The sequence below is a fragment of the Bacillus sp. FSL R5-0820 genome, from assembly GCF_038593385.1.
GTDB lineage: Bacteria > Bacillota > Bacilli > Bacillales > Bacillaceae > Bacillus > Bacillus altitudinis.
Window position 1 is genome coordinate 1,998,877 of sequence record NZ_CP151991.1, and the last position, 26,766, is coordinate 2,025,642.

Annotated in this window: 28 protein-coding genes and 1 other RNA gene; 5 read left to right on the plus strand and 24 right to left on the minus strand. The window is 41.0% G+C overall.

All coding sequences use genetic code 11. The features are described from left to right. Positions 1-109: 109 nt before the first annotated feature. From NST15_RS10135 to NST15_RS10175, 9 genes are all read right to left on the minus strand, one after another. The gene (locus NST15_RS10135; protein ID WP_057079410.1) at positions 110-2,047 is read right to left on the minus strand and encodes an ATP-dependent DNA helicase; all 1,938 of its coding nucleotides are present in this window, start codon (positions 2,045-2,047) and stop codon (positions 110-112) included. 75 nt (positions 2,048-2,122) lie between these two features. Next, complete coding sequence (locus NST15_RS10140) at positions 2,123-2,320, minus strand: hypothetical protein (RefSeq protein ID WP_017359721.1); 198 nt, start codon at positions 2,318-2,320, stop codon at positions 2,123-2,125. A 105-nt stretch (positions 2,321-2,425) separates the two neighbouring features. After that, complete coding sequence (locus NST15_RS10145) at positions 2,426-3,580, minus strand: class I SAM-dependent RNA methyltransferase (RefSeq protein WP_057079409.1); 1,155 nt, start codon at positions 3,578-3,580, stop codon at positions 2,426-2,428. 109 nt (positions 3,581-3,689) lie between these two features. Further along, positions 3,690-4,071, minus strand: an RNA gene (gene rnpB / locus NST15_RS10150) — RNase P RNA component class B. A gap of 60 nt (positions 4,072-4,131) precedes the next feature. Then, the gene (gpsB, locus tag NST15_RS10155) at positions 4,132-4,437 is read right to left on the minus strand and encodes a cell division regulator GpsB (RefSeq protein WP_008344631.1); all 306 of its coding nucleotides are present in this window, start codon (positions 4,435-4,437) and stop codon (positions 4,132-4,134) included. A gap of 75 nt (positions 4,438-4,512) precedes the next feature. Continuing rightward, entirely contained in the window at positions 4,513-5,055 is a 543-nt protein-coding gene (locus tag NST15_RS10160; RefSeq protein WP_285850555.1) for a DUF1273 domain-containing protein, read from the minus strand. A gap of 49 nt (positions 5,056-5,104) precedes the next feature. Beyond that, on the minus strand, positions 5,105-5,341 hold the full coding sequence (gene cotD / locus NST15_RS10165; RefSeq protein WP_072368252.1) for a spore coat protein CotD: 237 nt from the start codon (positions 5,339-5,341) through the stop codon (positions 5,105-5,107). Positions 5,342-5,655: 314 nt separating this feature from the next. Continuing rightward, positions 5,656-6,903: a ribonuclease H-like domain-containing protein gene (locus NST15_RS10170; RefSeq protein ID WP_129548448.1), complete on the minus strand. Its 1,248-nt coding sequence runs from the start codon at positions 6,901-6,903 to the stop codon at positions 5,656-5,658. 23 nt (positions 6,904-6,926) lie between these two features. Continuing rightward, positions 6,927-9,173 (minus strand): DEAD/DEAH box helicase, encoded by a 2,247-nt coding sequence (locus NST15_RS10175; protein WP_342498521.1) that lies wholly within the window; start codon positions 9,171-9,173, stop codon positions 6,927-6,929. A gap of 160 nt (positions 9,174-9,333) precedes the next feature. Here NST15_RS10175 and NST15_RS10180 point away from each other — a divergent pair, with 160 nt between their 5' ends. After that, entirely contained in the window at positions 9,334-10,452 is a 1,119-nt protein-coding gene (locus NST15_RS10180; RefSeq protein WP_025207530.1) for an NADH-dependent flavin oxidoreductase, read from the plus strand. A 49-nt stretch (positions 10,453-10,501) separates the two neighbouring features. Here NST15_RS10180 and NST15_RS10185 read toward each other — a convergent pair whose 3' ends face one another. Then, entirely contained in the window at positions 10,502-11,008 is a 507-nt protein-coding gene (locus tag NST15_RS10185; protein WP_342498522.1) for a PTS glucose transporter subunit IIA, read from the minus strand. A gap of 168 nt (positions 11,009-11,176) precedes the next feature. On the opposite strand from NST15_RS10185, the gene NST15_RS10190 reads away from it, so the two are divergent. Continuing rightward, positions 11,177-11,596, plus strand: coding sequence for an Hsp20/alpha crystallin family protein (locus tag NST15_RS10190; protein ID WP_007500867.1), 420 nt, complete (start codon positions 11,177-11,179; stop codon positions 11,594-11,596). A gap of 21 nt (positions 11,597-11,617) precedes the next feature. On the opposite strand, the gene NST15_RS10195 is transcribed toward NST15_RS10190, so the two are convergent. The 3 genes from NST15_RS10195 to NST15_RS10205 form a co-directional block, all read right to left on the minus strand. Continuing rightward, positions 11,618-12,046 carry a YppG family protein gene (locus NST15_RS10195; RefSeq protein WP_041507038.1) on the minus strand — a complete coding sequence of 143 codons (429 nt, stop codon included), beginning with the start codon at positions 12,044-12,046 and terminating at the stop codon, positions 11,618-11,620. Between the two features lie 108 nt (positions 12,047-12,154). Next, positions 12,155-12,535 carry a YppE family protein gene (locus tag NST15_RS10200; protein WP_234823399.1) on the minus strand — a complete coding sequence of 127 codons (381 nt, stop codon included), beginning with the start codon at positions 12,533-12,535 and terminating at the stop codon, positions 12,155-12,157. Positions 12,536-12,584: 49 nt separating this feature from the next. Then, positions 12,585-12,818: a DUF5446 family protein gene (locus tag NST15_RS10205; RefSeq protein ID WP_224563687.1), complete on the minus strand. Its 234-nt coding sequence runs from the start codon at positions 12,816-12,818 to the stop codon at positions 12,585-12,587. 196 nt (positions 12,819-13,014) lie between these two features. Here NST15_RS10205 and sspM point away from each other — a divergent pair, with 196 nt between their 5' ends. Next, the gene (sspM, locus tag NST15_RS10210) at positions 13,015-13,119 is read left to right on the plus strand and encodes an acid-soluble spore protein SspM (protein ID WP_017359731.1); all 105 of its coding nucleotides are present in this window, start codon (positions 13,015-13,017) and stop codon (positions 13,117-13,119) included. Between the two features lie 23 nt (positions 13,120-13,142). Here the strand turns inward: sspM and NST15_RS10215 are convergent, their stop codons facing one another. Next, positions 13,143-14,099, minus strand: coding sequence for a DUF2515 domain-containing protein (locus tag NST15_RS10215; protein WP_050827322.1), 957 nt, complete (start codon positions 14,097-14,099; stop codon positions 13,143-13,145). A gap of 46 nt (positions 14,100-14,145) precedes the next feature. On the opposite strand from NST15_RS10215, the gene recU reads away from it, so the two are divergent. After that, on the plus strand, positions 14,146-14,781 hold the full coding sequence (gene recU / locus NST15_RS10220; RefSeq protein ID WP_019744016.1) for a Holliday junction resolvase RecU: 636 nt from the start codon (positions 14,146-14,148) through the stop codon (positions 14,779-14,781). A 19-nt stretch (positions 14,782-14,800) separates the two neighbouring features. Continuing rightward, positions 14,801-17,473 carry a PBP1A family penicillin-binding protein gene (locus tag NST15_RS10225; RefSeq protein ID WP_342498523.1) on the plus strand — a complete coding sequence of 891 codons (2,673 nt, stop codon included), beginning with the start codon at positions 14,801-14,803 and terminating at the stop codon, positions 17,471-17,473. Positions 17,474-17,508: 35 nt separating this feature from the next. Here the strand turns inward: NST15_RS10225 and NST15_RS10230 are convergent, their stop codons facing one another. From NST15_RS10230 to panB, 10 genes are all read right to left on the minus strand, one after another. Next, positions 17,509-18,018, minus strand: a complete 510-nt coding sequence (locus NST15_RS10230) for a YpoC family protein (protein WP_249668882.1) — start codon at positions 18,016-18,018, stop codon at positions 17,509-17,511. Continuing rightward, positions 18,015-18,677 carry an endonuclease III gene (nth, locus tag NST15_RS10235; protein WP_249855689.1) on the minus strand — a complete coding sequence of 221 codons (663 nt, stop codon included), beginning with the start codon at positions 18,675-18,677 and terminating at the stop codon, positions 18,015-18,017. The genes NST15_RS10230 and nth overlap by 4 nt, the downstream gene beginning before the upstream one ends. Positions 18,678-18,694: 17 nt before the next feature. Continuing rightward, a complete protein-coding gene (locus NST15_RS10240) occupies positions 18,695-19,399 on the minus strand; it encodes a DnaD domain-containing protein (RefSeq protein WP_008344601.1) in 705 nt (234 codons plus the stop codon). A 97-nt stretch (positions 19,400-19,496) separates the two neighbouring features. Continuing rightward, entirely contained in the window at positions 19,497-20,789 is a 1,293-nt protein-coding gene (asnS, locus tag NST15_RS10245) for an asparagine--tRNA ligase (protein ID WP_024718525.1), read from the minus strand. Between the two features lie 116 nt (positions 20,790-20,905). Continuing rightward, positions 20,906-21,391, minus strand: a complete 486-nt coding sequence (gene tseB / locus NST15_RS10250; RefSeq protein ID WP_007500889.1) for a cell wall elongation/penicillin-binding protein regulator TseB — start codon at positions 21,389-21,391, stop codon at positions 20,906-20,908. Between the two features lie 12 nt (positions 21,392-21,403). Continuing rightward, the gene (locus NST15_RS10255; protein ID WP_008344594.1) at positions 21,404-21,574 is read right to left on the minus strand and encodes a YpmA family protein; all 171 of its coding nucleotides are present in this window, start codon (positions 21,572-21,574) and stop codon (positions 21,404-21,406) included. A 132-nt stretch (positions 21,575-21,706) separates the two neighbouring features. Further along, positions 21,707-24,499, minus strand: coding sequence for an ATP-dependent DNA helicase DinG (gene dinG, locus NST15_RS10260; protein ID WP_342498524.1), 2,793 nt, complete (start codon positions 24,497-24,499; stop codon positions 21,707-21,709). A gap of 115 nt (positions 24,500-24,614) precedes the next feature. Next, the gene (gene panD / locus NST15_RS10265; protein ID WP_113747231.1) at positions 24,615-24,998 is read right to left on the minus strand and encodes an aspartate 1-decarboxylase; all 384 of its coding nucleotides are present in this window, start codon (positions 24,996-24,998) and stop codon (positions 24,615-24,617) included. Then, positions 24,991-25,857 carry a pantoate--beta-alanine ligase gene (panC, locus tag NST15_RS10270; RefSeq protein ID WP_342498525.1) on the minus strand — a complete coding sequence of 289 codons (867 nt, stop codon included), beginning with the start codon at positions 25,855-25,857 and terminating at the stop codon, positions 24,991-24,993. Before panC ends, panD begins: the two co-directional genes overlap by 8 nt. Next, complete coding sequence (panB, locus tag NST15_RS10275) at positions 25,854-26,693, minus strand: 3-methyl-2-oxobutanoate hydroxymethyltransferase (RefSeq protein WP_008344587.1); 840 nt, start codon at positions 26,691-26,693, stop codon at positions 25,854-25,856. The genes panC and panB overlap by 4 nt, the downstream gene beginning before the upstream one ends. Positions 26,694-26,766: the final 73 nt, after the last annotated feature.

The following is a 26,766-nucleotide window of genomic DNA, read 5'->3' on the forward strand; positions in this document are numbered from 1 at the left end:
AATAAAATATGTATGTACGTTTCAAGGCTACTTCAATAAATGTTCTTTTGTCAATGAAAAAGGAGGATACGCTGCTCGTATCCTCCTTTTGTTGAATCATTTTCTATTATTAAGAGATCACTGGCCTCACTGGAAGAACGGATTCAATTTTACTTTGTAGCTCAATATCTTTCTGACTGCCAAAGTAAATATGAATGCTGCCAGCATCTTGGCTTGTCCGAATCAGTCTCCCAATACCCTGCCTTAGACGAAGCAGCATGTATGGAAGGTCCACTTCAGTAAATGCATCTTTCGCTTCATTCCGTTTTGCTTCAAATACTGGGTCATGCGGTGGATATGGAAGTCCCCAAATGACCACATTTGTTAGAGACTGTCCTGGAATATCCAGCCCTTCCCACAAGTGAACGGAACATAACACAGATGTTTCATCCGCTTGGAACTTTTGAACAATGGTACTGATCTCCTCGTCTCCTTCAAAATACACATGGAAAGGCAGTGATTCATTTGATGCATCGAGCTGCTTTCTAAATACATGCAGTTCATCAAATGAAGGGAATAAAATAAGAGATCGACCGCCATTTTCTTTTACCTGAGCCAGCACGTGCTGACCTTTTACATCTGACTCTGTCATTGGCTGCTGAATTCCGTGGAAATACATTTGCATTTGCTCCTCATAATCATACGGCGAAGCCACACTCATGGATAAATAATCTTTGATCCCAAGGCTTTCAGCTAAATAATCAAATGATTGATTTTCAGACAACGTAGCAGATGAGAAAATATAAGGGATTTTTTGTGAAAATACCTTTTCACCAAGCACCTCTGCTACCGTTTTTGGCATGACGACAAAGGTTGTATCTAATTCCTGTTTCTCCAGCCAGCTAATGGCATTTTTCTGATAAAGCGACAGAGAATACGCCATCTGTTCAATGTACTCTTCCACAACAGACAATTCATATTGATCAATTGTGTACATCTCTGATTCAAATACGAGCGCTTCTCCAATCTTCTCAAGCAAATCACATAATTCACTTGCTGAACGCTTCACCTCATCTACACGACCAATTTCAAGACGGTGTGATCCTTTGATTTCTTTGGCATTCGTTTTTAAGAGGTAAAAGAATTGATCGTTTGTTGCAAGTGCATCTTCAACAAGTTCTGCAAACTCTTCACGAATGTCATTTTGCAAAAGACGCTCTAAAAACGTTTCTAGTGTTGATTGCTTCACTCGGTATGTTAGCGCTTTTTGTGCTGCAAACTCAAGAAGATGTCCTTCATCAAATACAACAGAGCTATGCTCAGGAAGGAGCGGCAGCTGTCCTTCACGTTTACGTGACTCCTTTGTCCATACATGCTCCATGTAAAAGTCATGAGAACAAATGATGAGGTCTGTGGCTTTTCGGTAATGGTCTCTTGATAAATTCAAGCCACAGCGGTGCCGCATGTCGCACGTTAAGCAGTCCTGAAAAGAGTCATAGCCAATTCTTGACCACTCATCATTTGTTAATTCTGGATACTCTTTTCGATCACCATACGGATAAAATGTCTGCATCCCATGAGATTCATGAACAAATGAAGGAAGCGATTCATAAATGTCGAGCCACTTCTCATCATCTTCACGTTGCATCGTTTTCTCTAGTTTCTTTAAGCACAAATATTGATCATGCGATTTACTTAATCTCGCATCTATTTGAATATCAAGGTGATTGGCAATTTTATAGATATCACCTTCTTGTTTGACCAGCTGTTCAATTAACGTTTCGTCTGCACATGCAATGATCGCAGGTTTCCCTGTATATCTTGCATATGTGACCGCAAATAAAAGGTAAACGATTGTTTTGCCTGTGCCTACCCCAGCTTCGGCAAACATCACACTTTTTTCTTTAAAGGCTCTTTCTAACTGAAAAGCCATGAATATTTGTTCATCTCGAAGATCAAAGCCCTTTTCTGGCAAAATGTCATAAAACACATCACCAATCCAGTTGCCCAGTTCTTCGTAAAAATTATGTTCTTTTGTTAATGAAAAAGGCAAACGAGATGCTGTCACCTGCTCCAACCCCCAACTTTTGAATCATTCAGACATTCAATAGTAACATTTATGCTGGGGTATGACAATCTTTTTTTAAGAGCGCAGGCGATGCTGGTAGCTTTCCTTCATTAAAAATGCGTGCTCTGAATGGTCTATGTAGTTTTGAGCCATTGCTAAGTTCTCGATGGCTGCCGTAAGTTTAGCAGATTGTCCTGTTTCAATCCCCTCTATTTCTCGGGCTGTTGAAGCGAGTGCTTTTTGAATTAACTGAAATTGATCATAATGAATCATGAAGACACCTCTTTTTTTAAAATCAAGTTCAGTTTATTCCGTCCCGTGAAGACTTATACCTTTTTGGTACAAAAAAACCACACCTTCTTTCGGTGTGGCTCTTTTTTACGATTCAGTTGTTTGCTTTCTAGACCGGCGTTTTCCCCAGTATTGATAATAGTCTGTTTTAATAAATCCATTAAACAGTTTTCTCTTTTTCGTCGCTTTTCTTCCGAAGCACTCTTCAAATTTTTCATGTGACGTTAAGATGTAAATGGACCACGTATCTAGGTTTTTCAATGCTTCGCCCATGCCTTGATACATTTTTTCCACAGCTGGCTTATCGCTGAGACGTTCACCGTAAGGCGGATTTCCGACAATCACACCATACTCATCTTTTGTTTGGAAGTCTTTCACTTGCATTTGCTTAAATTGTATCAGTTCACTAAGTCCAGCTTCTTCTGCGTTCAGTTTCGCAATCTCTACCATACGATGATCAATATCGCTCGCGATAATGCGAAGCGGCTGATCATAGTTCGCCTTTTCTTCTACTTCAAGGCGTGCTTTGTTCCAAACGTCCTCACCGATCCATTCCCATGATTCAGATGCAAATTCCCGGTTAAATCCAGGGGCAATGTTTTGTCCAATCATCGCTGCTTCGATGGCAATTGTTCCTGATCCGCAAAAAGGATCGACAAACGGACGGTCAGGTGTCCAGTTCGTTAATAAGACAAGCGCCGCTGCAAGGGTTTCTTTAATCGGCGCCCCGCCTTGATCTGCACGGTATCCACGTTTATGAAGACCCACACCAGACGTATCGAGCGTCAGCAATACTTTATCTTTTAAAAGCGCTACCTCGATTTTGTATTCAGGACCCGTCTCTTCTAGCCATTCAGACTGTATGTTGTAAGATGATCTAAGTTTTTGCGCGATAGCCTTTTTGACGATACGCTGACAATCCGGCACACTGGCAAGCTGAGATTTAACAGATTTACCAATGACAGGGAATGTACTATTTTTCGGTAAAAAAGCGGCCCAGTCAATGGCTTTTGTCTGCTCAAAAAGCTCGTCAAATGTCCTGGCCGAAAATTCAGCAACTTGGACTTTGATTCGGTCTGCTGTACGCAGCCATAGATTCGCACGGCAAATGGCAAGTGCATCTCCTTGAAAAATGACTTTTCCATTATCTACAGTGCACTCATACCCGAGGTCTCTTACTTCTTTTGCAACAATCGCTTCAATTCCCATTGGCGCTGTTGCGATGAGTGTATAGGTTTTCATTTGTTTATCACCTGTTTTCTCGTTCTATTCTGTAATCAAGATAAAAGCTCTCCATATGTAGAAATAGGAGAGCTTTGATTTCATCATGTTTATGATAACGGATATAACGTTCTGTAAGCCATGTTTTGTTCCATCGTACTGCAAACGGCAAAAGCCTCGTACTCAGGTGGTAATCATCTATCTACAGAATTCTCTGTCCTTCTCTCCGTTTGGTTCCTTTGAGAAAGTTCCCCTACCAAGTTTGGGTTTCTCGCTCGAGGGGTTTACCGCGTTCCACTCTCACCATTTCTAGTAAGACTTCGTCACTGTGGCACTTTCAAGGATACTTTGCCATATCCTAAAAGGACGTAGGCATTTTTCCTGCCGTCAGCCTTTCCCAGGCTGCCCTGGCTTATTTTTTCGCCAGGCACGAACACTACGGGCATCTCAGCACCGTGCGAGCATGGACTTTCCTCTGCAATGTCAAAGCATTACAGCGATTACCCGAACGTTAATCAACATGCGTTATTATAAACGACAATGTCATCTGACACAAGCTTTTTTGGTATTACTCAATCATAAAGTTTGCTGCCGAAAACGTGTTTCTCAAGATTAGATAGTCTTTTTAAAATATCAAAGTTTGTTGTATTGGACTGTGCAGGCTGTCTTTTCCCTTGCTCAACCGCTTCTTCAAGCTGTTTTGACAAGTGAAGGTTTTCTTGTTGGAGTTTTTCAATTTCTTGATGGAATGTCTCATAGTCTTTAATGACCATATCTAGAAATTTATCGACTTCTTCTTGTTTATACCCTCGGACACCTGTTTTAAATTCTTTTTCTAAAATTTCTTTCGCAGAAAGCTTTACTTTATCAGCAAGCATCTTTTTCACCTCATATCGTGAATTCATAGTATATTTTTTCAGAAATACGTGACGTTGTCAAATTTTCTCTTGCTTTTAGTCAAAAAACGGATCTTCCGCCTCAACCTGTGCTCTTAAATCATCCATTGTAATATACATAATTGGGTAGTCGGTATAGGTTTCAGCTTCTTTGATCATATATTTTGGCGAGCCTTCATGCTCGGGATCATATAAGACGAGAAGGCCGTCCGTTTTTTCAATAAAAAAGCGGTTCTTTTGTTTAAATTGTGCCGGACTTTCATACGGTCTATGCGTGACACTTTCTACAAAATCAGCTTGTGCAAGAACGCCTTCATACAGCTCTTTATTTTGTTCATTCCAGCGCTCTTCCTGTTCATAAAATGGTGTAATGACAGCAAGTTTTAAATCTGGGTACTCCTCTTGAAGCTCAAAGACCACTTCAGCTGTCCATATTTCTGCCCCTAACTGACCTGAAATGAGCACCCATTCTAGCCCGTCTTCAATGAGTGCCGCCAGCCTTTTCCGAAGTTCCGCTTTTATGTATTGAAGTGCAGGCTCGTCTTGTTTGAAGATCCCAAGCTCAAATGGCTTGTACCCTGTGACAGCGATAATTTTCATTTTTTCACCTGCTTTTAAAAAAAGGGACTTATAAAAGTCCCATTTCACTTTATCTGTTACAGCAAGGTCCACCGCAGTTAAAGTGTTGATGTGTTGCCGGGTCCACCTGAGAAAACGTATGCGGGAAGTAGTGAACATGTTGGAAATTTTGGTGATGAACATTTGTTACATGCTGCGGGTGGATGTGCGGCACAATTGTAGTTGACTCACTGTGCGTACAGCAGTGATTCGTTGGATGTACAATTGGCTGTGTAACATTTGGATTGCAATGATGATGATGGTACATGTAGCATTCCCCTCTCCTTGATTTTCTTACATTAACAATGTATGAATCAAGAGGTGTACATGTACTAATGCATTAACCTATTTTAAAAGTTTGCAAGAAAAACATCTTTATAGTTTGAAAAAACAAAAGCGACCAATATGACAACAAGAAAAAACAAGTAGAAAAGACCCTTATACATGCTCTACGCTCCTCATTCAATATCTAACGTTATTTTACAGGATTCGTGACTTTTCTACAATAAAAGTGCTAAACAATTTTTATTTTCGGCCGAGAGCCGAACGTTGTCATTTTTTGCGCTTTCCCAGGCAATAATTTCATTGCCCAGCTTTTCTTAAGAGCCGCTTTTCTCGCTTGTCAAGTTCCACAATGTCTCGTTCACTTAAAGACGATTGTGATAACAATGTTTGGGTAATGGAAAGGGCTGCTTTTGGATCTTTTTGACGGTGTTCTTCATACTTTGCAAGCTCTACACCCGCTTTTAATCTTACATGAACATCACTTGATTCAAATAGACGTCTCCATATGAATGCCGCTTCATCCCATTGTTTTAATCGCTTGTACTGTAACGATAGATCATAAGCTGCTTGATCCGCATGCTCAAACGCTGCTCCCGTTAATTCTTGCAGGTGCTTTGTTGCTTCCTGCACATCACGGTGAGCAAGATGCCACTTAGCTAATGCATATTTCTCATCGTCTTCCTTCACCGCATCTTTAGATAAGATTTTTTTAGACAAATGAATGTAGAGACTGATTAACGATAAGACATCAAGTTCATTGTGAGTCAAAATTCCTTCAATCAGTTTCGGGTTTTGTTCCTTTAAAAAGTGAAAATAGATCATTGGTGCGAGGAACCCCGGTGTATCTCCCTCTCGATTGACGTGCAGTTCCTCTTTTTCTACAACCGAAAGAGCCATACGCTCATATTTATGTTTCCACAATCTCCTTGACCCATGCAGAAGGTCAAAATGACCAAATTCAGGTAGAGCAGGTATTTGATCGCGCAATAATGTATGCCTCGTTTTGACTTGAGGCCAGTCAAATGATTTTCCATTATATGTCACAAGTGATTCGACATCCACCTCACTAAGAAAGCTTTTGTAAAGTGCCGCTTCATTTCCTGGATTCGTGAGCAGATGTTGTTTTACCACCACTTTATCTGAATAAACTCTCGCATGCCCAAGCAAAAAAATCATATTTCCCGTTCCGCCAGATAGTCCTGTTGTTTCTGTATCGAAGAAAAATAGCTCGTGAGGCTTGTAGCCTTTTGCAGAAAGAGAATGCTGAATCTCACTTTTGTTCCATGCACTCACCATCTCCGGCAGTTCTGCAAATGAATATCGCCCATGCTGATGGTCAAGTGGATAGGTCACTTCCCGAATGAGGCAGAAAGAGTCTTCAAAGTAGTAAGGAGCTGCACTTAATTCCCCCCACTCTTTTAGAAATGGGATGGTTTCAGCCGTCACAGTGTGCGTTTGTCCCTCTTTTACTGCCACACGCTTTTCATCTGACTGATTGTGCGACAGGTGTTTTTTCATTCTGTTTAATTTTCCTTTTAATGACATGAGTACGTCTATTCCCCCTTCCCTTAAAATCCTGCCATCAATTGAATGATCCTGCTTTTTCCATCGATCTCTTTCATTTCCATGCCAATACAAGATGGACAGCCGTTCTCGCAGCTGCATCGCTCAATCAGCTGAGTGGCTGCACGGGCAATTTCATCAAAGCGAGCCTGCACCTCTTTACTTAAACCGATTCCACCTGGGTAATGATCATATAAAAATACAGTCGGTTTCCCGGTATGGGCTGCCTTTATTTGAGAAATGACATGAATGTCTGAACGGTCACACATGACAAACGCCGGAACAATATGCTGAAGAACATTGGCAATACCGAGCAAGAGCTGTTCAAGTGTTTTTTCTTCAAATGTCCGCTCTGCTTCATGTAATTCAAACCAAGCAGCACTCGTATGAATTTCTTCTTCAGGTAAGTGAATCGGGCCGGAACCAATATTTTCCCCGGTTGATAATCGAATTTTTTTGAAAATGGTCGGCATTGCATTGACGGTCACATCACCGTAGTGAACAGATACCGCTTCCTTCTCTGTTGTCTGATCAATTTCAAGCACCTTGAGCTGAACCGCTAAATTCGCATCTGTATAATATTCTACATCGACTTGTTTCACATAAGCCTTAAGATGCTCATAATCTAGCTTTTCCACTTGATACTGAACCCCTTCATGTAAATAAATCGCTTCATCATGAAGTAAGGTCATCGCACTGAATCGATCCATCTCCCCAATAATTCGAACGTTCGCTACATCGGATTGATCGACAATGACGACATTTTCCTGACTTGCAGATCTCAGACTGATGCCATGAGCCGGGAACGATTGATCTGACCAATAATAACGGTTCCCGCTGAAATGAAGAACCCCTTCTTCATGTAAGTATTGCAAGATTTCTTCTACTTCCATACTGCCAAACTGTTCATCTTCTCGAAACGGTAGCTCGTAGGACGCACATTTTAGATGATCGACTAGGATGATAAGGTTCTCAGGATTGATTCTTGCCGATTCAGGTGGTCTGTTAAAGAAGTATTCAGGGTGTCTGACAATATATTGGTCAAGTGGCGATGAGCTTGCGACCATGATAATGAGTGCTTCCTCATGACGCCTTCCAGCTCGTCCTGCTTGCTGCCACGTACTCGCTACACTGCCAGGATATCCGGTCATGATACAGACTTTTAGCTGTCCAATATCTACTCCTAATTCTAGTGCGTTTGTGCTGACAACACCGAGAATGTCTCCTTCCCTTAAGCCTTTTTCAATCATGCGCCGCTCTTTCGGCAAATAGCCCCCGCGATAACCACGGATCGATTTAGGACCAATTTCTTTTTTCACTAGTTCTTGAATATGACTTAGGATGACTTCAACTCTTACCCTACTTCTAGCAAAAACAATCGTTTGAATTTTTTCTTTTAAAAATGTTTTAGCGAGCTGATTCACAACAGTGGCCGCACTTTGTCTAATATTTAATGGCTTATTGACGACTGGCGGGTTGTAAAAGACAAAATTCTTTTTACCGCTAGGCGCTCCGTTTCGTTCAATGAGATGCACCTTGCTTCCGGTCAGCTGCTCTGCAAGCTCTTTCGGATTCGCAATGGTCGCTGAAGTACAAATAAAGGTCGGGTCACTTCCATAAAATGCACAAATTCGCTTTAGTCTACGAATGACATTGGCGACATGACTGCCAAACACGCCTCGATATGTATGAAGCTCATCAATGACAATATACTTTAAGTTCTCAAATAAACTGACCCATTTCGTATGGTGAGGCAAAATCGCTGAGTGCAGCATATCTGGATTTGTAATGACAATATGTCCTGCCTGTCTGACGTGCTGGCGAATCGCTGGGGAGGTGTCCCCGTCATAGGTTTCACTGTGAATTGGAACATCCATCTCATGAATGATTTCGTTTAATTCACTTTTTTGATCTTGCGCGAGTGCTTTTGTTGGAAATAAATAGAGGGAGCGGCTTGTCTGATCTTCTGCGATCGACTGAAGAACTGGCAGATTGTAGCAAAGCGTTTTACCTGAAGCTGTAGGTGTCACAGTCACCACATTCTCACCATCCATCACACGTTCAAAGGCTTCCTTTTGATGAATGTATAGTTCGCTCACACCTCTTTTTTCAAGCGCCACTTTGAGCCTGTCATTTACTCTTTCAGGAATTGGAGAAGTCCGTGCAGGCTTCGCTTCAATTTCATGCCAATGCTCGACCTGTTCGTCTTTTTTTAAATCTTCTATGAGTTCGTTCATTGTTTTCTTCTTCATCTGGTATCCACCTCTCATTCTAGTGTACCGAATATTTGTTTGCATGACTAGGCGGCAATTTTTTGATGCGCCGCTTGTGAGCAAATATTTTGATGTGTTGTAACAGGATCTATTACACTTCTATAGTGAAATGATTTTATTAAGGAAGAAGATGATGAGATTGAAAAACGAATTTAAGCCTTTATTTGAACCTTTTACATTCCCAGGGGGTGCCTCTATTGATGGCCGTTTAGTCGTTGCACCAATGACACACTTCGGTTCTCATGAGGATGGCACGATCTCAAAGGAAGAAATTGATTTTATTACCGCTAGATCAAGCGAAATGGGCATGGTCATCACCGCATGCGCAAACGTGACGCCAGATGGTAAGGCGTTTGAAGGACAGCCTTCTATTGCAAGGGATGAAGATATACCTGGCCTTCAAAAGCTTGCTTCTGCGATTCAAGCGAAAGGAACAAAAGCCATTATGCAAATTCATCATGGCGGCTCTCAGGCTCTCCCTCATTTAGTCCCAAACGGTGATGTCGTTGCGCCAAGTGATGTATTCAAAGATGGAAAACAAATTGCGAGAGCTTTGACAGAAGAAGAAATTCCTCACATCATCGACTCATTTAAAGAAGCAGCAAGGCGCGCGATCCAAGCAGGATTTGATGGGATCGAAATCCATGGAGCGAACGGATATTTATTACAGCAATTCTACTCCCCGCATAGTAATCAGCGTACAGATCAATGGGGCGGAAGCGAAGAAAAGCGTCTCGCATTTCCAATTGCAGTAGTAGATGCAGTGAAAGAAGCAATCAAAGAGCATGTAACAAAACCATTTATCTTTGGATACCGATTATCACCTGAAGAACCAGAAACACCTGGTTTAACCATGACAGAAACATTTACTTTAGTAGACGTACTTAAGACGAAAAACCTTGATTACTTGCATATTTCTTTAATGGAGATTGACGCTAAAGCAAGACGTGGTGCTGATACAAGTAAGACGCGGATGGAGCTATTAAAAGAGCGCTGTGGTGACACGCTTCCACTCATCGGTGTCGGCAGCGTCATTACAGCTGAGGATGCACTGAATGCATACAATCAAGGGATTCCACTCATCGCTGTTGCAAGAGAAGTCATTGTTGATCCCGATTGGGCAGTAAAGATTAAAGAAGGCAGAGAAAACGAGATTGAGACCGTCATTAAACGCAGTCAAAAAGATAAGTACTTGATTCCAGAAGGTTTATGGACTGTCATGGAAGCAAGTAAAGGCTGGGTTCCAATGGAGGATTAATGTCCTCAATCAAAAAACTACCCTATCAACTCAGGGTAGTTTTTTTGGATTATTTCATTTTCACTGTGAAAAGTTTGGACGTCTGCTTTTCTACAGAGCCCTTAGGTTCTTTGGTAAGATGTTCTACTAAATCACCATTCATGATGACAATTGGTGTCACTGTGCTTGCCGCTTTTTCTTCAATCAGCACTAAATCACATGTAATGAGAGGATCACCTGCTTTCACTTTATCCCCTTCTTTTATGTGTGCTTCAAAGCCTTCACCATTTAACCCAACCGTTTCAAGTCCGATATGAATCAGAAGCTCAAGCCCCGAGAGTGTTCGAATCCCAATTGCATGTTTTGTATGGAAGAGTTGAATAATTTCACCATCTACTGGTGACACAATGGTGCCGTTTTTTGGTTTTACAGCTACGCCGTCTCCCATCATCTTTTGAGAAAAAACGGGATCTGGTACATCGGTCATATCCATTAACTCTCCATCAACTGGAGAATAAATGACTTCTTCCTTTACATCATCTTGGTTTTTTCCGAAACCGAATAATTTTTTCAGCAATGTTCATTTGCTCCCTTCAAGCTTTGCTTCTAGATCTATTCAGCGTATAAACCTTCACGCCCATACACCTTGCTTCATTCAACACTATTTAATCATAATTTTTTCCTCTCATCAATTGATAACCGCCTGAGCCCCTTTTGCATAGGCTGTAGATGAGAGGTGATTCAAATGAAACATGAAAGTGAAAAGAAACACGAGTTGTTAGCAAATGAAGACATTTTATATGAAGCGATTGAACAATTTTTTGCATCATCGCCGTTTCACGACATTTTAAATAGTGCAGAGGCGCTGATGACCACGAGCCATTCACTTGCATCCATTACAACCGATGTGACAGAAGATGATCAATATGTATACATTGAGATTCGATTTCCAGACCATTTTGTCGAAGGTGATATCGCACTAGAAGTGAAAGCGCAATATTTACACTTATCGGTACAGGAAAAAATCAAAACAGACACGACTTCCTCCTATTCGAGCTTTACCAAAACCATTTTAATGCCGGCAAAAATAGATGAAACCAATATGAAGAGCGTTTGGAAAGATCAATCACTTCGTGTGACTGCGCCAAAACAAACAACCCAATAGATGTATATCTATTGGGTTTTGCTATGCTTTAAAAATACTAGTAAATCCTTTCGCCAATGAGCCCACTTGATTCATTGTACTCATCATTTGTCCAGCAGTATCAAACATTTTATTAAAATCGTATTGCCCATTCGTTTTTTTAAATTGTGACAGCACACTTTTAAATTGAGATGATTGCTGTTTTTGCGGCCTTGGCAAAGGATAAGGATTCATAGGCTGCTGCATAGGCATCATGCCCGGCGGCTGCATTTGCGGCTGATAAGGCTGGAAGTTTTCCTGATATCCAAAAGGCGGCTGATAGCCTGCAGACGGCGGCTGGTTCATTTCACCTTGATATGGGGGCATGAAATATTCTGGAGGCTGCGGAGGCTGCTGCATATCTGGATACGGAAAAGGCCGTTGCTGAAATTGATTCATTTCATAAGATGGCTGGTTTGAATAAGGGAACATGTATCTCGCTCCTCTCGCTCTGAAAACATATTGAAGTCAATGATATATTATGTTCAGGAAGCAGAAGATGTGCCTACAGCAGCCATAAGAAAAACGCAGGCTGTTTCATCAGCTGCGTTTGTTGATTTCTTCTATTAAAAGGTTCAGTGTATAAATCACTGACTCAACTAAATTTTTCACACGAGGTGCATGCTGTTTGCCAAAATAAGATTGCAGCACAACCTCTTTTCCATTTTCTTGGACGGCTTCAAGCTGTTCTTGATGTAAGTATCTAGGTTTGGCCTGATGAATAAATGAGGTAGCAGCAGTAAGCCACTCTTCCATTTGCTGATCAAATTTGACAACGGCCGGCTGAATATCGTTGTAAAAATCATAATCTGGGTATTCCTCTTCTGCCTTTCCCTTTAGGTACTGCTCGTATGCTTTTTCGATCCACGTGATCAAGTCTTGTGTATGTTTCAGTAATGTTTGATTATCCAAAGTGTTCACCTCTATGAACCATCCTATCAAACGTTTACTTATTGCTCAAATAGAAAAGCTATCCGGCGTGATATGCGGGTCTTGCCTGCAGCTTATACTCTGCTGCATGAATTTTCAATTCACATTCCTTCACTTCAGATTCAAGACGGTCAATGATTTGTTCTTGCTCCTCTACGGCAGCGTTTTTTGTTTTTTTGACAGCTAAAGACAGTTCTTCTTCCACCTCATCAATCTTTCGCTCAATTTCCTCTAACAATTGCATAATGGATTCTTTTGATACAAATTCGCTCATCATCAGATTCCTCCTTTATCATCTCTCGTTACATTCTCTTTTCTTTTACTCCCTCCTTCATACATGACAAAACTAGAACTAAATCGCCAATCTAAGTGAAGATAAGCGCAATTTCTTCCATTTCGACACGTGCTTGTCCTTCTTTGTATGATCGCGTCCGATTGTGTAAATTCTAAGGACAAAGGAGGTAGATGTCATGAAAAAGCAGCAAGCACCAAAAGAGCAAAAAACAAAAGGGAAAGAAAATAGTACAGATCAGCTTGATAAAAAGCTCGGCGGCCCTAACCGTCCATCCACGTAAAAAAAGCAGGTACCCCCTGCTTTTTATTTATGCAAAAAATAGTGTTCTAATGAGAAAAGAAAACGAAGCTGCCTTTTTTTATGAAAATACCAGTCGGTCAGCTCAATTTGTTTTGGTAAACGCTCTGCTTCAAACAAGGATGGACTCAATTTCTTTTGAAACCAATCTTCCCTTTGATCGTCTAATGAATGTGTCATGACTGGATACACTGTTCTGAGGAAAGGGCTTGACCTTCGCGCAATTCCTAAAAACGGTTCAAAATCAAATCGAGATCCCGTATGCGGCACGGTATGCAAAAAGTGATAAAAATCCGAAAACAAATCGGCTCGAAACAATAGTTTTGCTAGTTTTTTCCCTAACGTAATGCGCTCTTTTACTTGGGAAAACTTTCGTATGGTTAAGCCGTACAAATGCCCGTCTACTGTCGGAAAAACGACGGTTTGAAAATGTGCCCACTCGCTGAAAAGATATTGAATCGAGTGAAAAACATTCTTTTTCAGTAGAGGATTTTGTATAATAGGAGATTGTATAGTATATTGTTCATTTATGATGAGTGCATGCAGCAATCGCTCTCTGTCACGCTTTTGCCAAAATCGTTCCCACTCAGCGCTCATAAAACGAGACACACCGAAATGGGGCAGCAGATGAAATAAAGGTTTGCGGCACCTTTTTGACCATTCATACAAGAGAAGCTGCGGGTAAGCATCTGAAAAGATCAGCCAATTCGCTCTTTCATATGCTGTAAAGAACAGATGCCCTTGCTGATCCGTTAAACCCGGATGGAAGAGCTCGCCTTTTAAATCTGTCATGGACCATCCAGCATTTCTCGAGACAAAAGAAGCAAGCAGAGACCATTTCATCTCTGGATGACGGTCATAAAAGCGCTTGTACGCATTTGTCCTTGTCAGGTTGTCCTTATTTTTCGCTTTCGTTTCATGTAAAATATGCTGGGTAATCATGTGCTCTTGTTGTGACAACATGGTGATCTCTCCAATACAAAATGCATTAAAAGGAGGCTGAAACTTGATGATTCGGTATCCTAACGGAAAATCGTATCAGCCCATTCAACAAATTGGGACAAAAAAAAGAATCAGCGGCGAATCATCTTATAGTAACCGCGGGATGACGCTTGAAGCTGACTTAAATGAAACGAACCAGTACTATTTGGTCAACGGGATCGCAGTCATTCATAAAAAGCCTACCCCTGTTCAAATTGTCAATGTGGATTATCCAAAAAGAAGCGCTGCTGTCATTAAAGAAGCCTATTTTAAACAATCCTCCACAACAGACTACAACGGGGTATACAAAGGGCGCTATATCGATTTTGAAGCAAAGGAAACCAAAAGCACCACCTCGTTTCCGCTCAAAAATTTCCACAACCATCAAATTGAGCATATGAAACAGGTTGAAAAGCAAGGCGGTATTTGTTTTGTTATTATATCCGCATTTGGTTCCGTTTATTATTTGTCCGCTTCTGACCTCTTCTTCTTTTGGGAGCGGCAGCAGCAAAACGGCCGTAAATCCATTAGCAAAGATGAATTAATGGAAGCAGGCCACCTCATGACACTTGGATATTCGCCAAGAATTGATTATATTAAAGTAGTGGAGACACTTCATTTTTCGGATGAAAGCAAGCATCATTTACGTTCGAAAAAGGTTTAACACGAAAGGTTGAGATGTGATGTCTGATCAATTTACAAGTCGTGAACAGCGACGTAAAGCAAGTCAAGAAAACAATAAGAAGCAAAAGAACAAAAAAGGCAAAAAGAAAGCAGGTCTATTTAAAAAAATATTTTTATCTTTACTCGTGATCGGTCTTCTTTGTTTAGTAGCCGGAATCACAACTTTTGCCGTTTTTGCATCAAGCGCTCCTTCTATTGATGATAGCAAGCTAAAAACGCCGTATTCTTCAAAACTTTATGATAAAGACAAAAAAATCTTTGCAGAAGTCGGGGCGGAAAAAAGAACGTATGTCTCAATTAAAGATATACCCGACGTGGTAAAAGATGCGTTTATTGCAACTGAGGATGCACGTTTTTATAAACACCACGGGATTGATCCTATCCGTATTGGCGGTGCTCTTGTCGCAAACGTCGAGGACGGTTTTGGAGCAGAAGGTGGAAGTACGATTACACAGCAGGTTGTGAAGAACTCCCTGCTTAACAATCAAAAGACGTTAAAACGTAAAGTTCAGGAAGTGTGGCTCTCGATTCAGCTTGAGCAAAAATACTCTAAAGATGAAATTTTAGAAATGTATTTAAACCGTATTTTCTTCTCTCCTTATGCTTATGGGGTTGGGAAAGCGGCTGAACAATTTTTCGGAGTGACAGATTTAAATAAACTAACTGTAGCACAGGCTGCTACACTTGCGGGTATGCCGCAAAGTCCTTCTGCCTATAACCCTGTGAAACATCCAGAGGCAGCGGAAAAACGCCGTAATATCGTTTTAGGCCTAATGAAAAAACAAGGCTATATTTCAGAAAAAGAGTATGAGGAAGCAAAAGCAACACCTGTCAGCAAAACCGTTGTTTCAGCTGATAAATATAAGAGTCAAAACTCAAGTAAGTACTCTGCTTATATTGAAGAAGTCATGGAAGAAGTACAGAAAAAAGCCAAAGTAGATGTATCAACAGATGGATTAAAAATCTATACTTCTCTTGATCGAAAAGCACAGGATCATCTGGATGACATTATCAATGGGGATTCAGCCGGATTTACGAAAGGTATGCAAGCTGGAGTCACCCTGCTAGATACAAAAAATGGTGAAATTCGTGCCATTGGCGGTGGACGTGATGTACCAGCCGGCGGCTTTAACTATGCCACTGATGCAAAACGCCAGCCGGGATCTACAATCAAACCAATTTTAGATTACGGCCCTGTAATTGAAAACAAAAAATGGTCAACATATCAGCAAATTGATGATGCGCCTTATACGTACTCTAACGGTACACCAATTAACAACTTTGACAGAAGACACTTAGGGAAAATGTCGATGAGAAGTGCTTTGGCACAATCACGAAACATCCCTGCTTTAAAAGCTTTCCAAGAAGCTGGTACAGATAATGCTGTTCAATTCGCCAATAACTTAGGTCTGGATTTACCTTCTGACATTCCTGAGTCTTACTCAATCGGCGGATTTGACGAAGGTGTCTCTTCACTTAAAATGGCTGGTGCATTTAGTGCATTCGGTAACAACGGATACTATAATGAACCGCATGCCGTAACATCTGTTGAATTTAATGACGGGACGAAGCTTGACTTAACTCCAGACTCTAAAGCAGCCATGAGTGATTACACTGCATTTATGATCACAGATATGCTGAAAACTGCTGTACAATCTGGAACAGGTACACTCGCACAAGTACCGAATGTTCAAGTAGCTGGTAAAACAGGTACAACCAACTTTACACAAGATGATATTAATAAATACAACATCCCTTCTGGCGGGGCGAAAGATTCTTGGTTTGTCGGTTACACGCCGCAATACACAGCAGCTGTGTGGACCGGAATTGGCAACTCAAAAGATGCGGACGGCAAAATGTGGCTCACGGATTATGAACAACGTGTTGCCAAAGTGGTCTTCCAGAAATTAATTTCTCAAATTGATGATGGAAGCGGCTCATTTGAAAAGCCAGACAGTGTCGTTGAAGCAACGGTTGAAAAAGGATCAGATCCAGCGAAGTTAGCTGGACCAAACACACCAAGTGATAAGAAGACAACGGAATACTTCGTCAAAGGAACTGTCCCAACAAAAGTTTCTGACACATATGAAAAGAAAGAAGCTGACAAACCATCTGACTTAAAAGCGGTGTATGATGAAGAGAAAAAATCGATTACACTCACTTGGGGTTATGATGACGATGCAGATGCAACATTTAATGTAAAGCAAGCGGTCGATGATGGCGGCTATAAAGACATTCAAAACAGCTCTTCTAAAGAAGCCGTCATCTCTGATGTGAAGCCAGGATCCACCTATAAATTCCAAGTGACAGCGACTGTAGACGATGTCACAAGTAAAGCTGCTTCTACCTTCCTCACCATTAAAGATGACGAAGAAGAGGAAGAAAAAGCAGATGATGAGAACAAAGAAGAAGAAGAGCCACAGCAACCTGATGATGAGCAAACAGATCAAACAGATGATAATCAAAACCAAGGCGGCACTGATGAGCAGAAGCCTGATGATAAAAAAGATCAAGGCGGAAATACCGAAAATGGTGATGGCTCAGACAGTACAAATGGAAACAGCAACTCACAGAGCGATGGCAATAAAGATAAAAAGAAAGACGACGAGAAAGCCAATTCTCAAAGCTCAAATACTCAGTCAAATTCTACTTCTCGCAAAGAAGACGAATAACAAAAAAGCACTTGCCCTATGTGGCAAGTGCTTTTTTAACGATTTTGTTTTAACTTTCTGAGTGCTTCGTATTTTCCATACTGCTTTTTGAGTTCTGTGTATAACTCGTCCAATTGAATAAAGCAATGATATTGAGTAGGTTTAAGCAAAATAAACTCTAATCGTTCTGTCCAGTTAATGGGGGCTACTGGAAACGTCTGTTGTTTAATTTGCTCCCAATCAAAGGTTTGAAGCTTCTCTCCTTTGATCCAGTAAAACATTGCAATCATACTGACAATGCCTTGCAGCATATCATCCTCTTCACACCGAGATTTTCTCGTTTGAAAGCGAGGAAGCATGTTGTCTTTTAATTCATTCCACAGTTCAAACATCAAAGGAATAAATTCTTCCGTTTTCTGCCACGGTTGCTCATCTAGTAAAGGTTCTGAAGATAGATCAAATGCGAGTGGATTGATTCTTAATATATCCTTTTTTTCGCCGCTTATCTCTACCTTTTTCTCTTTTAGCTTTTCGACATATGAGGTGAAAACAGCTGCTCCGCTCATGCCAGCTTCACCAGCCCTTTTTTTAGCCTCTTCTGCCCTTCTCTGCACATATCAAGAAGTGGACAAGATTCACACTGCGGCCGCTGCGCCTTACAGTGATATCTGCCGAAAAAGATGAGACGATGATGGGTCACGGACCAATCATCTTTTGGCACCTTCTTCATTAAGGTTTGCTCTACCTCAAGAACAGAATCCTTCCAGCGGCAAATCCCAAGTCGTTTGCTGACACGCTCGACATGTGTATCTACTGCAATGGCGGGAATTCCAAAAGCGACAGATACAACGACATTTGCTGTTTTCCGTCCAACCCCTGGGAGCTTGATTAGCTCATCTCGATCTCTTGGCACTTCACCGCCATAATCTTCAATCAGCATTTGGCTTAATTTTTGAATGTTTTTTGCCTTATTACGATAAAGACCGATTGAACGAATATCCTGCTGCAACTCTTCAAGCGGCACACTTAAATAGTCTTCTGGTGTTTTATATTTTTGAAATAGATGTTTGGTCACTTTGTTCACTAGAACATCTGTACATTGCGCTGAAAGTGCGACAGCAATCACTAGTTCAAATGGATTGGAATGAACAAGCTCACACTCAGCCTCTGGAAACATATCTCCTATAATATCTAAACATTCATTGATTTGTTTTTTTGATAACATGCCTTCTCCTTTATTGGTTATTGTTCCAGCCAATTATAAAAAGGAACTTGTCGTTTATATGAAGATGTTTCTTCTTTTGAAGGTGGGGCTTTTTGCTGCGAACGGAAATGCTGGCTATGCTCTTTCGCTTCTTCCGCTGTTTTCAGCCCTTTCTTTTTCCACTCAAACAATATTCGATCGATATAGCGAAAATTTAATTTTCCGGATAAAACGGCTTCTCTTAGAGCAAGACGAATCATCTCAGCATCATGATGGTCTTGGTCCATCCAGATCGAGAGTGTTTCCCCTTCAAGAGGAGAAAGTGGTCTGCCAAACTCATCTTCAAATAGCGCATATAAAGACTTTTCAGCCTGCACATGATTCTTTTGTACGTCTTTCGCCTGTTTTGCTTCTAAAAAGTCATACAGCACACCCCATAAGGGTTCTACCGAGTACCGGTCATGCTGAATACCAGACCTGTCTTCAAACGGCTGGATCGAAATAAACCCTTTTTGAATCAAATACTGCACCATATAAGCACATTCTTCGGCCGAAATGGTCATACCATGTGAAAGCTCTTCAAATGTCTGAAAAAAGACGCCTTGTTCTTCATTCATTTTAATCTTTAACATGACCATCATTTGCGATTCATTCAGTCCTAATTGCTCATAATGGGCAATCAGCAAATTAGGCAAACTGGTCGAACCCATTTTCTGCATATCTATAAATTGCTGCCTTTTCATCGGATACACCTCTTCACTTTCAGTATATCACGTTTTCTCATACGTGCTGTCCTTAAGACGTTTGAAAAAGCCTCCATATGTTGGAGGCTTTCACGTCTTAAGGATATAAACGGTTTAATAATCTTGGGAATGGAATTGTTTCACGCACATGCGGCGCTCCGCTAATCCAAGCAACTGTTCGTTCAAGTCCAAGACCAAAACCTGAATGTGGTACAGAACCATACTGTCTTAATTCTGTGTACCATTTGTACGTTTCTTGATCTAGCCCATGTTCTTTTAGTCTTGCTTCAAGCAGATCTAAATCATGAACACGTTCAGAACCGCCGATAATCTCGCCATAGCCTTCTGGCGCAATTAAATCTGCACAAAGGACGACATCATCACGGTCTGGTGCAGGCTGCATATAAAATGGTTTTAATGAGGTTGGGTAATGAGTGATAAAGACTGGTTTATCATAGCTTTCGGCGATCGCTGTTTCATGTGGCGCACCGAAATCATCTCCCCATTCGATATCATCAAATCCTTTATCCTGCAAGAATTTAATCGCTTCATCATATGTGATGCGCGGGAATGGTGCTTTGATGTTTTCTAATTTTGCTGTATCACGGCCAAGTGTGTGCAGTTCTACTTTACAGTTTTCAAGTACACTTTGAACAACGTGAGACACATAATTTTCTTGGTACTCAAGGTTCTCATTAAATTCAACAAATGCCATCTCTGGCTCGATCATCCAGAACTCGATTAAATGACGTTTTGTTTTCGATTTTTCTGCTCTAAATGTTGGACCAAATGAGAATACTTTTCCGAGTGCCATCGCAGCAGCTTCCATGTAAAGCTGTCCACTTTGAGAAAGATATGCATCTTCATCAAAATATTTAGTAGCAAACAGCTCTGTTGTTCCTTCTGGAGCACTTCCTGTTAAGATTGGCGGATCCACTTTCACGAAACCTTCTTGATGGAAAAACTCATATGTAGCACGAATAATTTCATTACGGATTTTCATAATGGCATGCTGTTTTTTAGAACGCAGCCATAAATGACGGTGATCCATTAAGAATTCTGTTCCATGTTCTTTTGGTGTAATTGGGTAATCTGTTGCTTCGTGAATCACTTCAATGGATTTCACTTGTAATTCAAAACCAAGTGGTGAACGTTCGTCTTTTGTTACTTGTCCTGTGACATAGACCGAAGTCTCTTGTGTCACTGATTTCGCAAGCTTAAAGACTTCCTCTTCCACCTCTGCTTTTACAACGACTCCTTGAATAAAGCCTGTCCCGTCGCGAAGCTGCAAGAATGCAATTTTCCCGCTTGAACGTTTATTGGCAATCCATGCGCCGATTGTTACTTCTTCATCGACGTGTTTAAACACTTGATTAATAGTTGTTTTCAACATATTTCCCTCCAAAGCCAGAAAGAAACTCACCTTGTTAAATAGGTGTGATTCTTTTTTCATACATTTTATTATAACCGTTCTAAATCAGCATGGTCAACGCAAGACAGAAGAAACTACGGTGTTAAATTTTTTTCCACTCGTCCTGTCGTAAAATCAACATAGCTGAAACTATATTGGTTGTTCTCATTTAAGTACGTTACTTCCCAAAGGAGGACGTCACCTTCTCGTGCTAATTGAACATTTTTTAGCTTAGAAATGGTGTTCTCCTTTTGAACGGCTTGTACTGCTTGGTTTGAAGTAATGCCTTCTTTTGCTTTTTTGGCAATGACTTTTTCTTTTTTGCTGGCAGGTACCCACACATAGATCGCTTCGTTTTGTTTGTTTTTACCTTCCACAATAAATTGCTTTTCTTTCCCAACAAAGGTATCCACTTGCTCTACTTGTGCTAATGATGCTTGCTTTTTTGCTCGTTCAATCGCTGCCTCATGACCTTCTTCTTTTTGACCCATGGCCATTTGATAAATCCACGAAAAGCTAATGATGCCAATGAGTAAAACGAGCGCAGCAACGGATGAAATAATCCAAACTATTTTTTTCATGTCAAGCTTCCCCTATGTGCGATATATGGTAAATATCGCTTGATTTTGATCTTCTTGATCTAATGCTAATCCAAACATAAGATCTTCCCTTTTAAGCGTTCTGTTCAGTAAATCGACGATTTTGTATAGGTCTTCTGAATGCTTAATTTGAACAGTTGAAAGTACCTCTATTTTACTTTCCACTTCTAATTCCTCCTCGGTACGTAAATATTGTTAGTCATACTTTTCAATGTGAGAACCGATACTATTTTTACAACGGAACATAAAAAGCCGTTACGATAAATTAACTCCAAACCCACACCAGTGAAAGGCCGCTTATGACAGCGGCTTTTCGTTGTTAAGCTTTTCTATATACGCCTCAAGCGACTCTCTGGACATCTCGTGAACTGGCGCATGATGAAGTGATTCTAAAAATAGTTTTCCATACGAAGCGGTTTTCACTCGGCGGTCTAAAATCAGCAATGTTCCGATGTCTTTTTCCGAGCGCAGCAAGCGGCCGGCTCCTTGCTTAAAAGTTAACACAGCTTCCGGGAGAGCGACGGCTTTAAAGGGATTCTTCCCCTGTTTTTTTGCGGCTTCACATTTTGCTTCAATGAGCGGTGAATCAGGCGGTCGGAAAGGAAGCCTTGCCATAATGACGGTCGTTAACTCTGAGCCAGGAAAATCCACACCTTCCCAGAAACTCCCTGTTCCTAGCAAGATGGCTTGCTTCGCCAATTTGAACATTTTTGTCAATTTTACAGGGCTCCCGCCTGTCAAACCTTGAGCAAACAATGCCGATTGCATACCTTCTGATTTCAGCTCTTCATACACTGCTTTTAACATCTCATGTGAATTAAATAACACCAATATTTTCGCTTGATCCTGCTTTTCCATGATCTTAATATATGTTGCAGCTTGCTTCACATATTCGCGTTCATCACGGTTTGTGATCGGCGGCATGTCAGCCGGTACAACGACCTTAAGCTGTTTTTCAAGTTCAAAAGGTGAATCAATTTGGACAAGGTGCGGGTAAAAATCTTGCAGGCCAAATCGTTCCAAGCAATAATCAAAGCGTTGATTGATGGTAAGCGTCCCTGATGTGAGGACAACGCTTTTTTTGTTCATAAAAAACCGATCAGCTAGCAGCTCCCCTGTATCTAGCGGCTGCGCGTGCATAAAGACAGCATTCTTGGCACCCTTTGCATCAATCTCAATCCAAACGGTTTCATCATTGTTTGGTTCAAAGATAAACCGGTACAGCGTACTGCAGAATGTCTGCATAAACGACATCACTTGATCGTATTCTTCTGCTTCAAATGCAAAGTGTTCTATGAACTGATCACTTTTGTGAAGCAGCTCATTTTTTTGCTGCTCATACAGTTTCTCACAAGCAATCAATAACGAACAAAGCTTACTCGCTGATTCTTTAATTCGGACCCACTGAGCATGTTTTGAATGATGACGGACTCTATGAATGAGACGATTGATGTCCGCTTTTGGTTTTGTCCTTTTGACAAAAGAATGAACGGTACTAAAAAATGCGTCACTTTCCATCTGAAGCTGCTGAAGATACTCGTCCATTTCAATAAAGGTGTCAGTTGATAAACCTGCCCCATGAAATCTCTTTTTCAATTTCTTAAGCAGCCCGCCTTGCAAAGAGCCAAGCTGCGTTAATTTCGCATGAAGCTGGATATAAGACGCACTGTCACCTAGCGTTTCATTGGCTGTTTTTTCAAATTGGTGGGCCTCATCAATCACATAGACGTCTGCATCCTGAAAGATAGAGGCTCCTTCTGTTTGGGATAAAAGCAGACGGTGATTCGTCAAAATTAAGTCAGCGGTTTGAGCCTTTCGTTTAGCCCGTTCATAAAAACAATGTTCTTTAAAACGGCGTTTTTTCGATGTAAATGGCATGTGTACACAGGAGATACGGTCTTTTATATTTGCAGCTCCTGACGGTAAATTCAGTTCAGACAAATCACCTGTTTCAGTGACAAGGAGCCACATTAAAATTTGCGCTTTTGTTAAGACAACATCATAGTTATCATCTTCCTCATGCAGGACATGCTCAAACTTATCTAAACAAATATAATGTGCCCGCCCTTTAAACACACAGGCGGCTGGCTCAAATGGGAGCAATTGCTTGAGTAGCGGAACATCGCGCTGAAGCATTTGCTGCTGCAGTAAAATAGAATATGTACTGATAATGACAGGTTTTCCTGATTTCTTTGCTTCTAAAGCAGCTGGTATAAGATAAGCGAGTGTTTTCCCGATTCCTGGCGCCGCTTCAATTAACGCATAGGCTCTTTCATGGAACGCATCTCTTACTTTGTTCATCATCGTGAGCTGGCCTTCTCTTACTTCATAGCCTTCTAATGTTTGAGGAAGCCTCTCTTTTATCTCCTCAAACAGCTGCTCGTCGTCAGCGCCTACTGCATATGTCGATTCAGTGATAGGATTGGTCACATCTTTCACAGCAAAAGATCCTACTTCTACAAGCGAATCATCCTGACTCGTGTGATTGGTTTCAAGCTGCTTAATTAAAAGTCCTATATCACTTAGAAGATACGAGGATAATCTGCGCAGCTGTTTTAACACATTTGGCGGTGTATTCCTTAATTGATGTAATAAGGTTAAAAATAACATGGCAGTAACTTCCGCATCACTATCCGCCCTGTGCGGGTGGTCATGTGGAAGCATGAGCTCTTCGCTTAATTCAGTTAACTTATAACCTTCAAGCTCAGGATAAAGAATTCTAGAAATTTCAACCGTATCAATCGCTAGCACATCCAGCTCATTTTTCCCGCATGCTTTTAGTTCATCGTTTAAAAAGTTCAAATCAAAATGAACATTGTGCGCAACAAAATAAGCGCCCTGTATGAGATCATACACCTCTTGGGCAATGTCCTCAAAAAACACCGCGTCATCAACCATGTGCTGTTTAATACCTGTCAGCTGTTCAATAAATCCAGGAATCGTTTTCCCTGGGTTCACATATTTTGAATACCGTTCGACAATTTGTCCATTTTCAATGACCACCGCAGCAATTTGAATGATTTTATCACCTTTTTTTGGTGAATTCCCGGTGGTTTCAATATCAACGACAACAAACCTTTGATCGGTCATAAAATGGACACCTCAATTCCTCGTTCCACTCATAGTGAAACACACTCTGGGCAATATAGCTGAAACAGAACAGCTTCCTTATGATAAAACTGTTCTGTTTCCATGTGAGCGTGCGTTATAAAATCGTTCTCGCAGGCTCTTGCCCAATCATTTGTTCAATTTGATTTTGTTTATTTAACACGACCACTTTAGGTGTGTGCGATTTCGCTTCTTCCTCTGACAACAGCCCATAAGCGATAATAATGACTTCATCTCCTGGCTGAACCAATCTTGCTGCCGCACCATTTAAACAAATGACACCGCTCTTTCTTTCTCCAGGGATGATATATGTTTCAAGTCTAGCACCATTGTGATTATTGACAATTTGCACTTTCTCATTTGCCATCATGCCTGCCGCATCAAGCAAATCTTCGTCGATGGTAATACTACCTACATAGTGTAAGTTTGCTTCAGTCACTGTCGCTTTATGAAGTTTCGAGGTCATAAAAGTTCTATACATGTTTTTCACCGCTTTCAGGAACATGGAAAATCACATTATCAATCAGTCTTGCCCGGGAGAACTTCACAGCAATGGCAATGATCACTTGGCCCGTTAAGTGCTGAAGAGGTTCAAGTTCTGGGTAGGAGTAAATGTCAATATAATCGATTTCTCCACTCGTTTGAAGAATCTCCTCTTCCACTAATTGATAAATACGATTTACATCATGTTCACCATTTTCTACAGCTGTCTGTCCTTTTTTTAATGCCCGGTATAAAGCAGGTGCTTCTTGCCTTTCTGTTTCAGACAGATACACGTTCCTTGAACTTTTCGCTAAACCGTCTTCTTCTCGAACAGTAGGAACAGACACAAGGTGAAGATCAAAAAAGAAATCCTTGATCATCGCATCGATAACAGCGACTTGCTGTGCATCCTTTAGACCAAAGTATACATTGGTTGGTGCGACAAGGTGAAACAGCTTTGTCAGCACCGTGACAACGCCGTCGAAGTGTCCTGGGCGTTTCTTCCCGCATAAGACGTCTGTACGCTTTTGAACAGTCATCGTAATCGATGGCTCATCTTTGTACATTTCCTTCACATCAGGTGTAAATAATATATCTACTCCAGCTTCTTCAGCAAGACGCTGGTCTCTTTTCATATCTCTTGGATAGGATTCAAAGTCTTCGTTCGGTCCAAATTGCAATGGATTAACAAAGATGCTCATCACCACGATGTCATTTTGATCTCTTGCTTCTTTTGCAAGCGTAAGATGTCCTTCATGAAGGAAACCCATTGTAGGGACAAATCCAATGGAATGCTGCTTCTTTTGATGCTGCTTGATCATTTCTTTTAATTCATGAATATGGGAGACAACCTTCATTCCTTGATCCCCCCATATAAACCATCAAGGACTTCTTCTTTCATATGAAAGGTATGAGCATCCTCTGGGAATGTGCGTGCTTTTACTTCTTTTGTATATTGTATGAGCGCTTCTTCTAATACAGCATCGATTTGCGCGTATTGTTTCACAAATTTAGGTGTTCTAGACACACCGTATCCTACCACATCATGGTAAACAAGAACTTGTCCATCTGCTTCAGCCCCTGCCCCAATTCCGATCACAGGAATCTTCAGCATGTCAGTAATCCGTTTTGTCAGTTCACCAGGTACACACTCTAACACAAGAGCGATGGCGCCTGCTTCCTCACATTTCAGACTATCTTCAATCAATTTCTGTGCACTCTCTTTGTCTTTTCCTTGCACTTTATAGCCGCCAAGGACACCGACTGATTGAGGGGTGAGCCCTAAATGGCTTACAACAGGAATGCCGCCTCTTGTAAGTGCTTGAATGGATTCAAATACTCCGTCTCCACCTTCAAGCTTTAAGGCATCAGCACCGCTTTCTTGCATAATGCGTGCTGCATTTTTCATCGTTTCTTCTAATGAATAATGATAAGACATAAATGGCATATCCGTCACAACAAATGTGTCTTTTGCGCCTCTTTTGACTGCTTTTGTGTGATGAATCATATCATCCATCGTCACTTGCACTGTGGAATCAAGTCCAAGGACAACCATCCCAAGTGAGTCACCAACTAAGATCATGTCGACTTCCGCTTTTTCCGCTTGTTTTGCAGCTGGATAGTCGTATGCTGTCAGCATCACAATAGGTTCGTTTTGTTCTTTCATTTTGAAAAAATCTAACTTTGTCTTCATTTGTTCCTCCTCATTCTGGAGAGGAGATGGCTTGTCTGATCTCACACGCTTTTATCTCTCATGTGCAGACGAA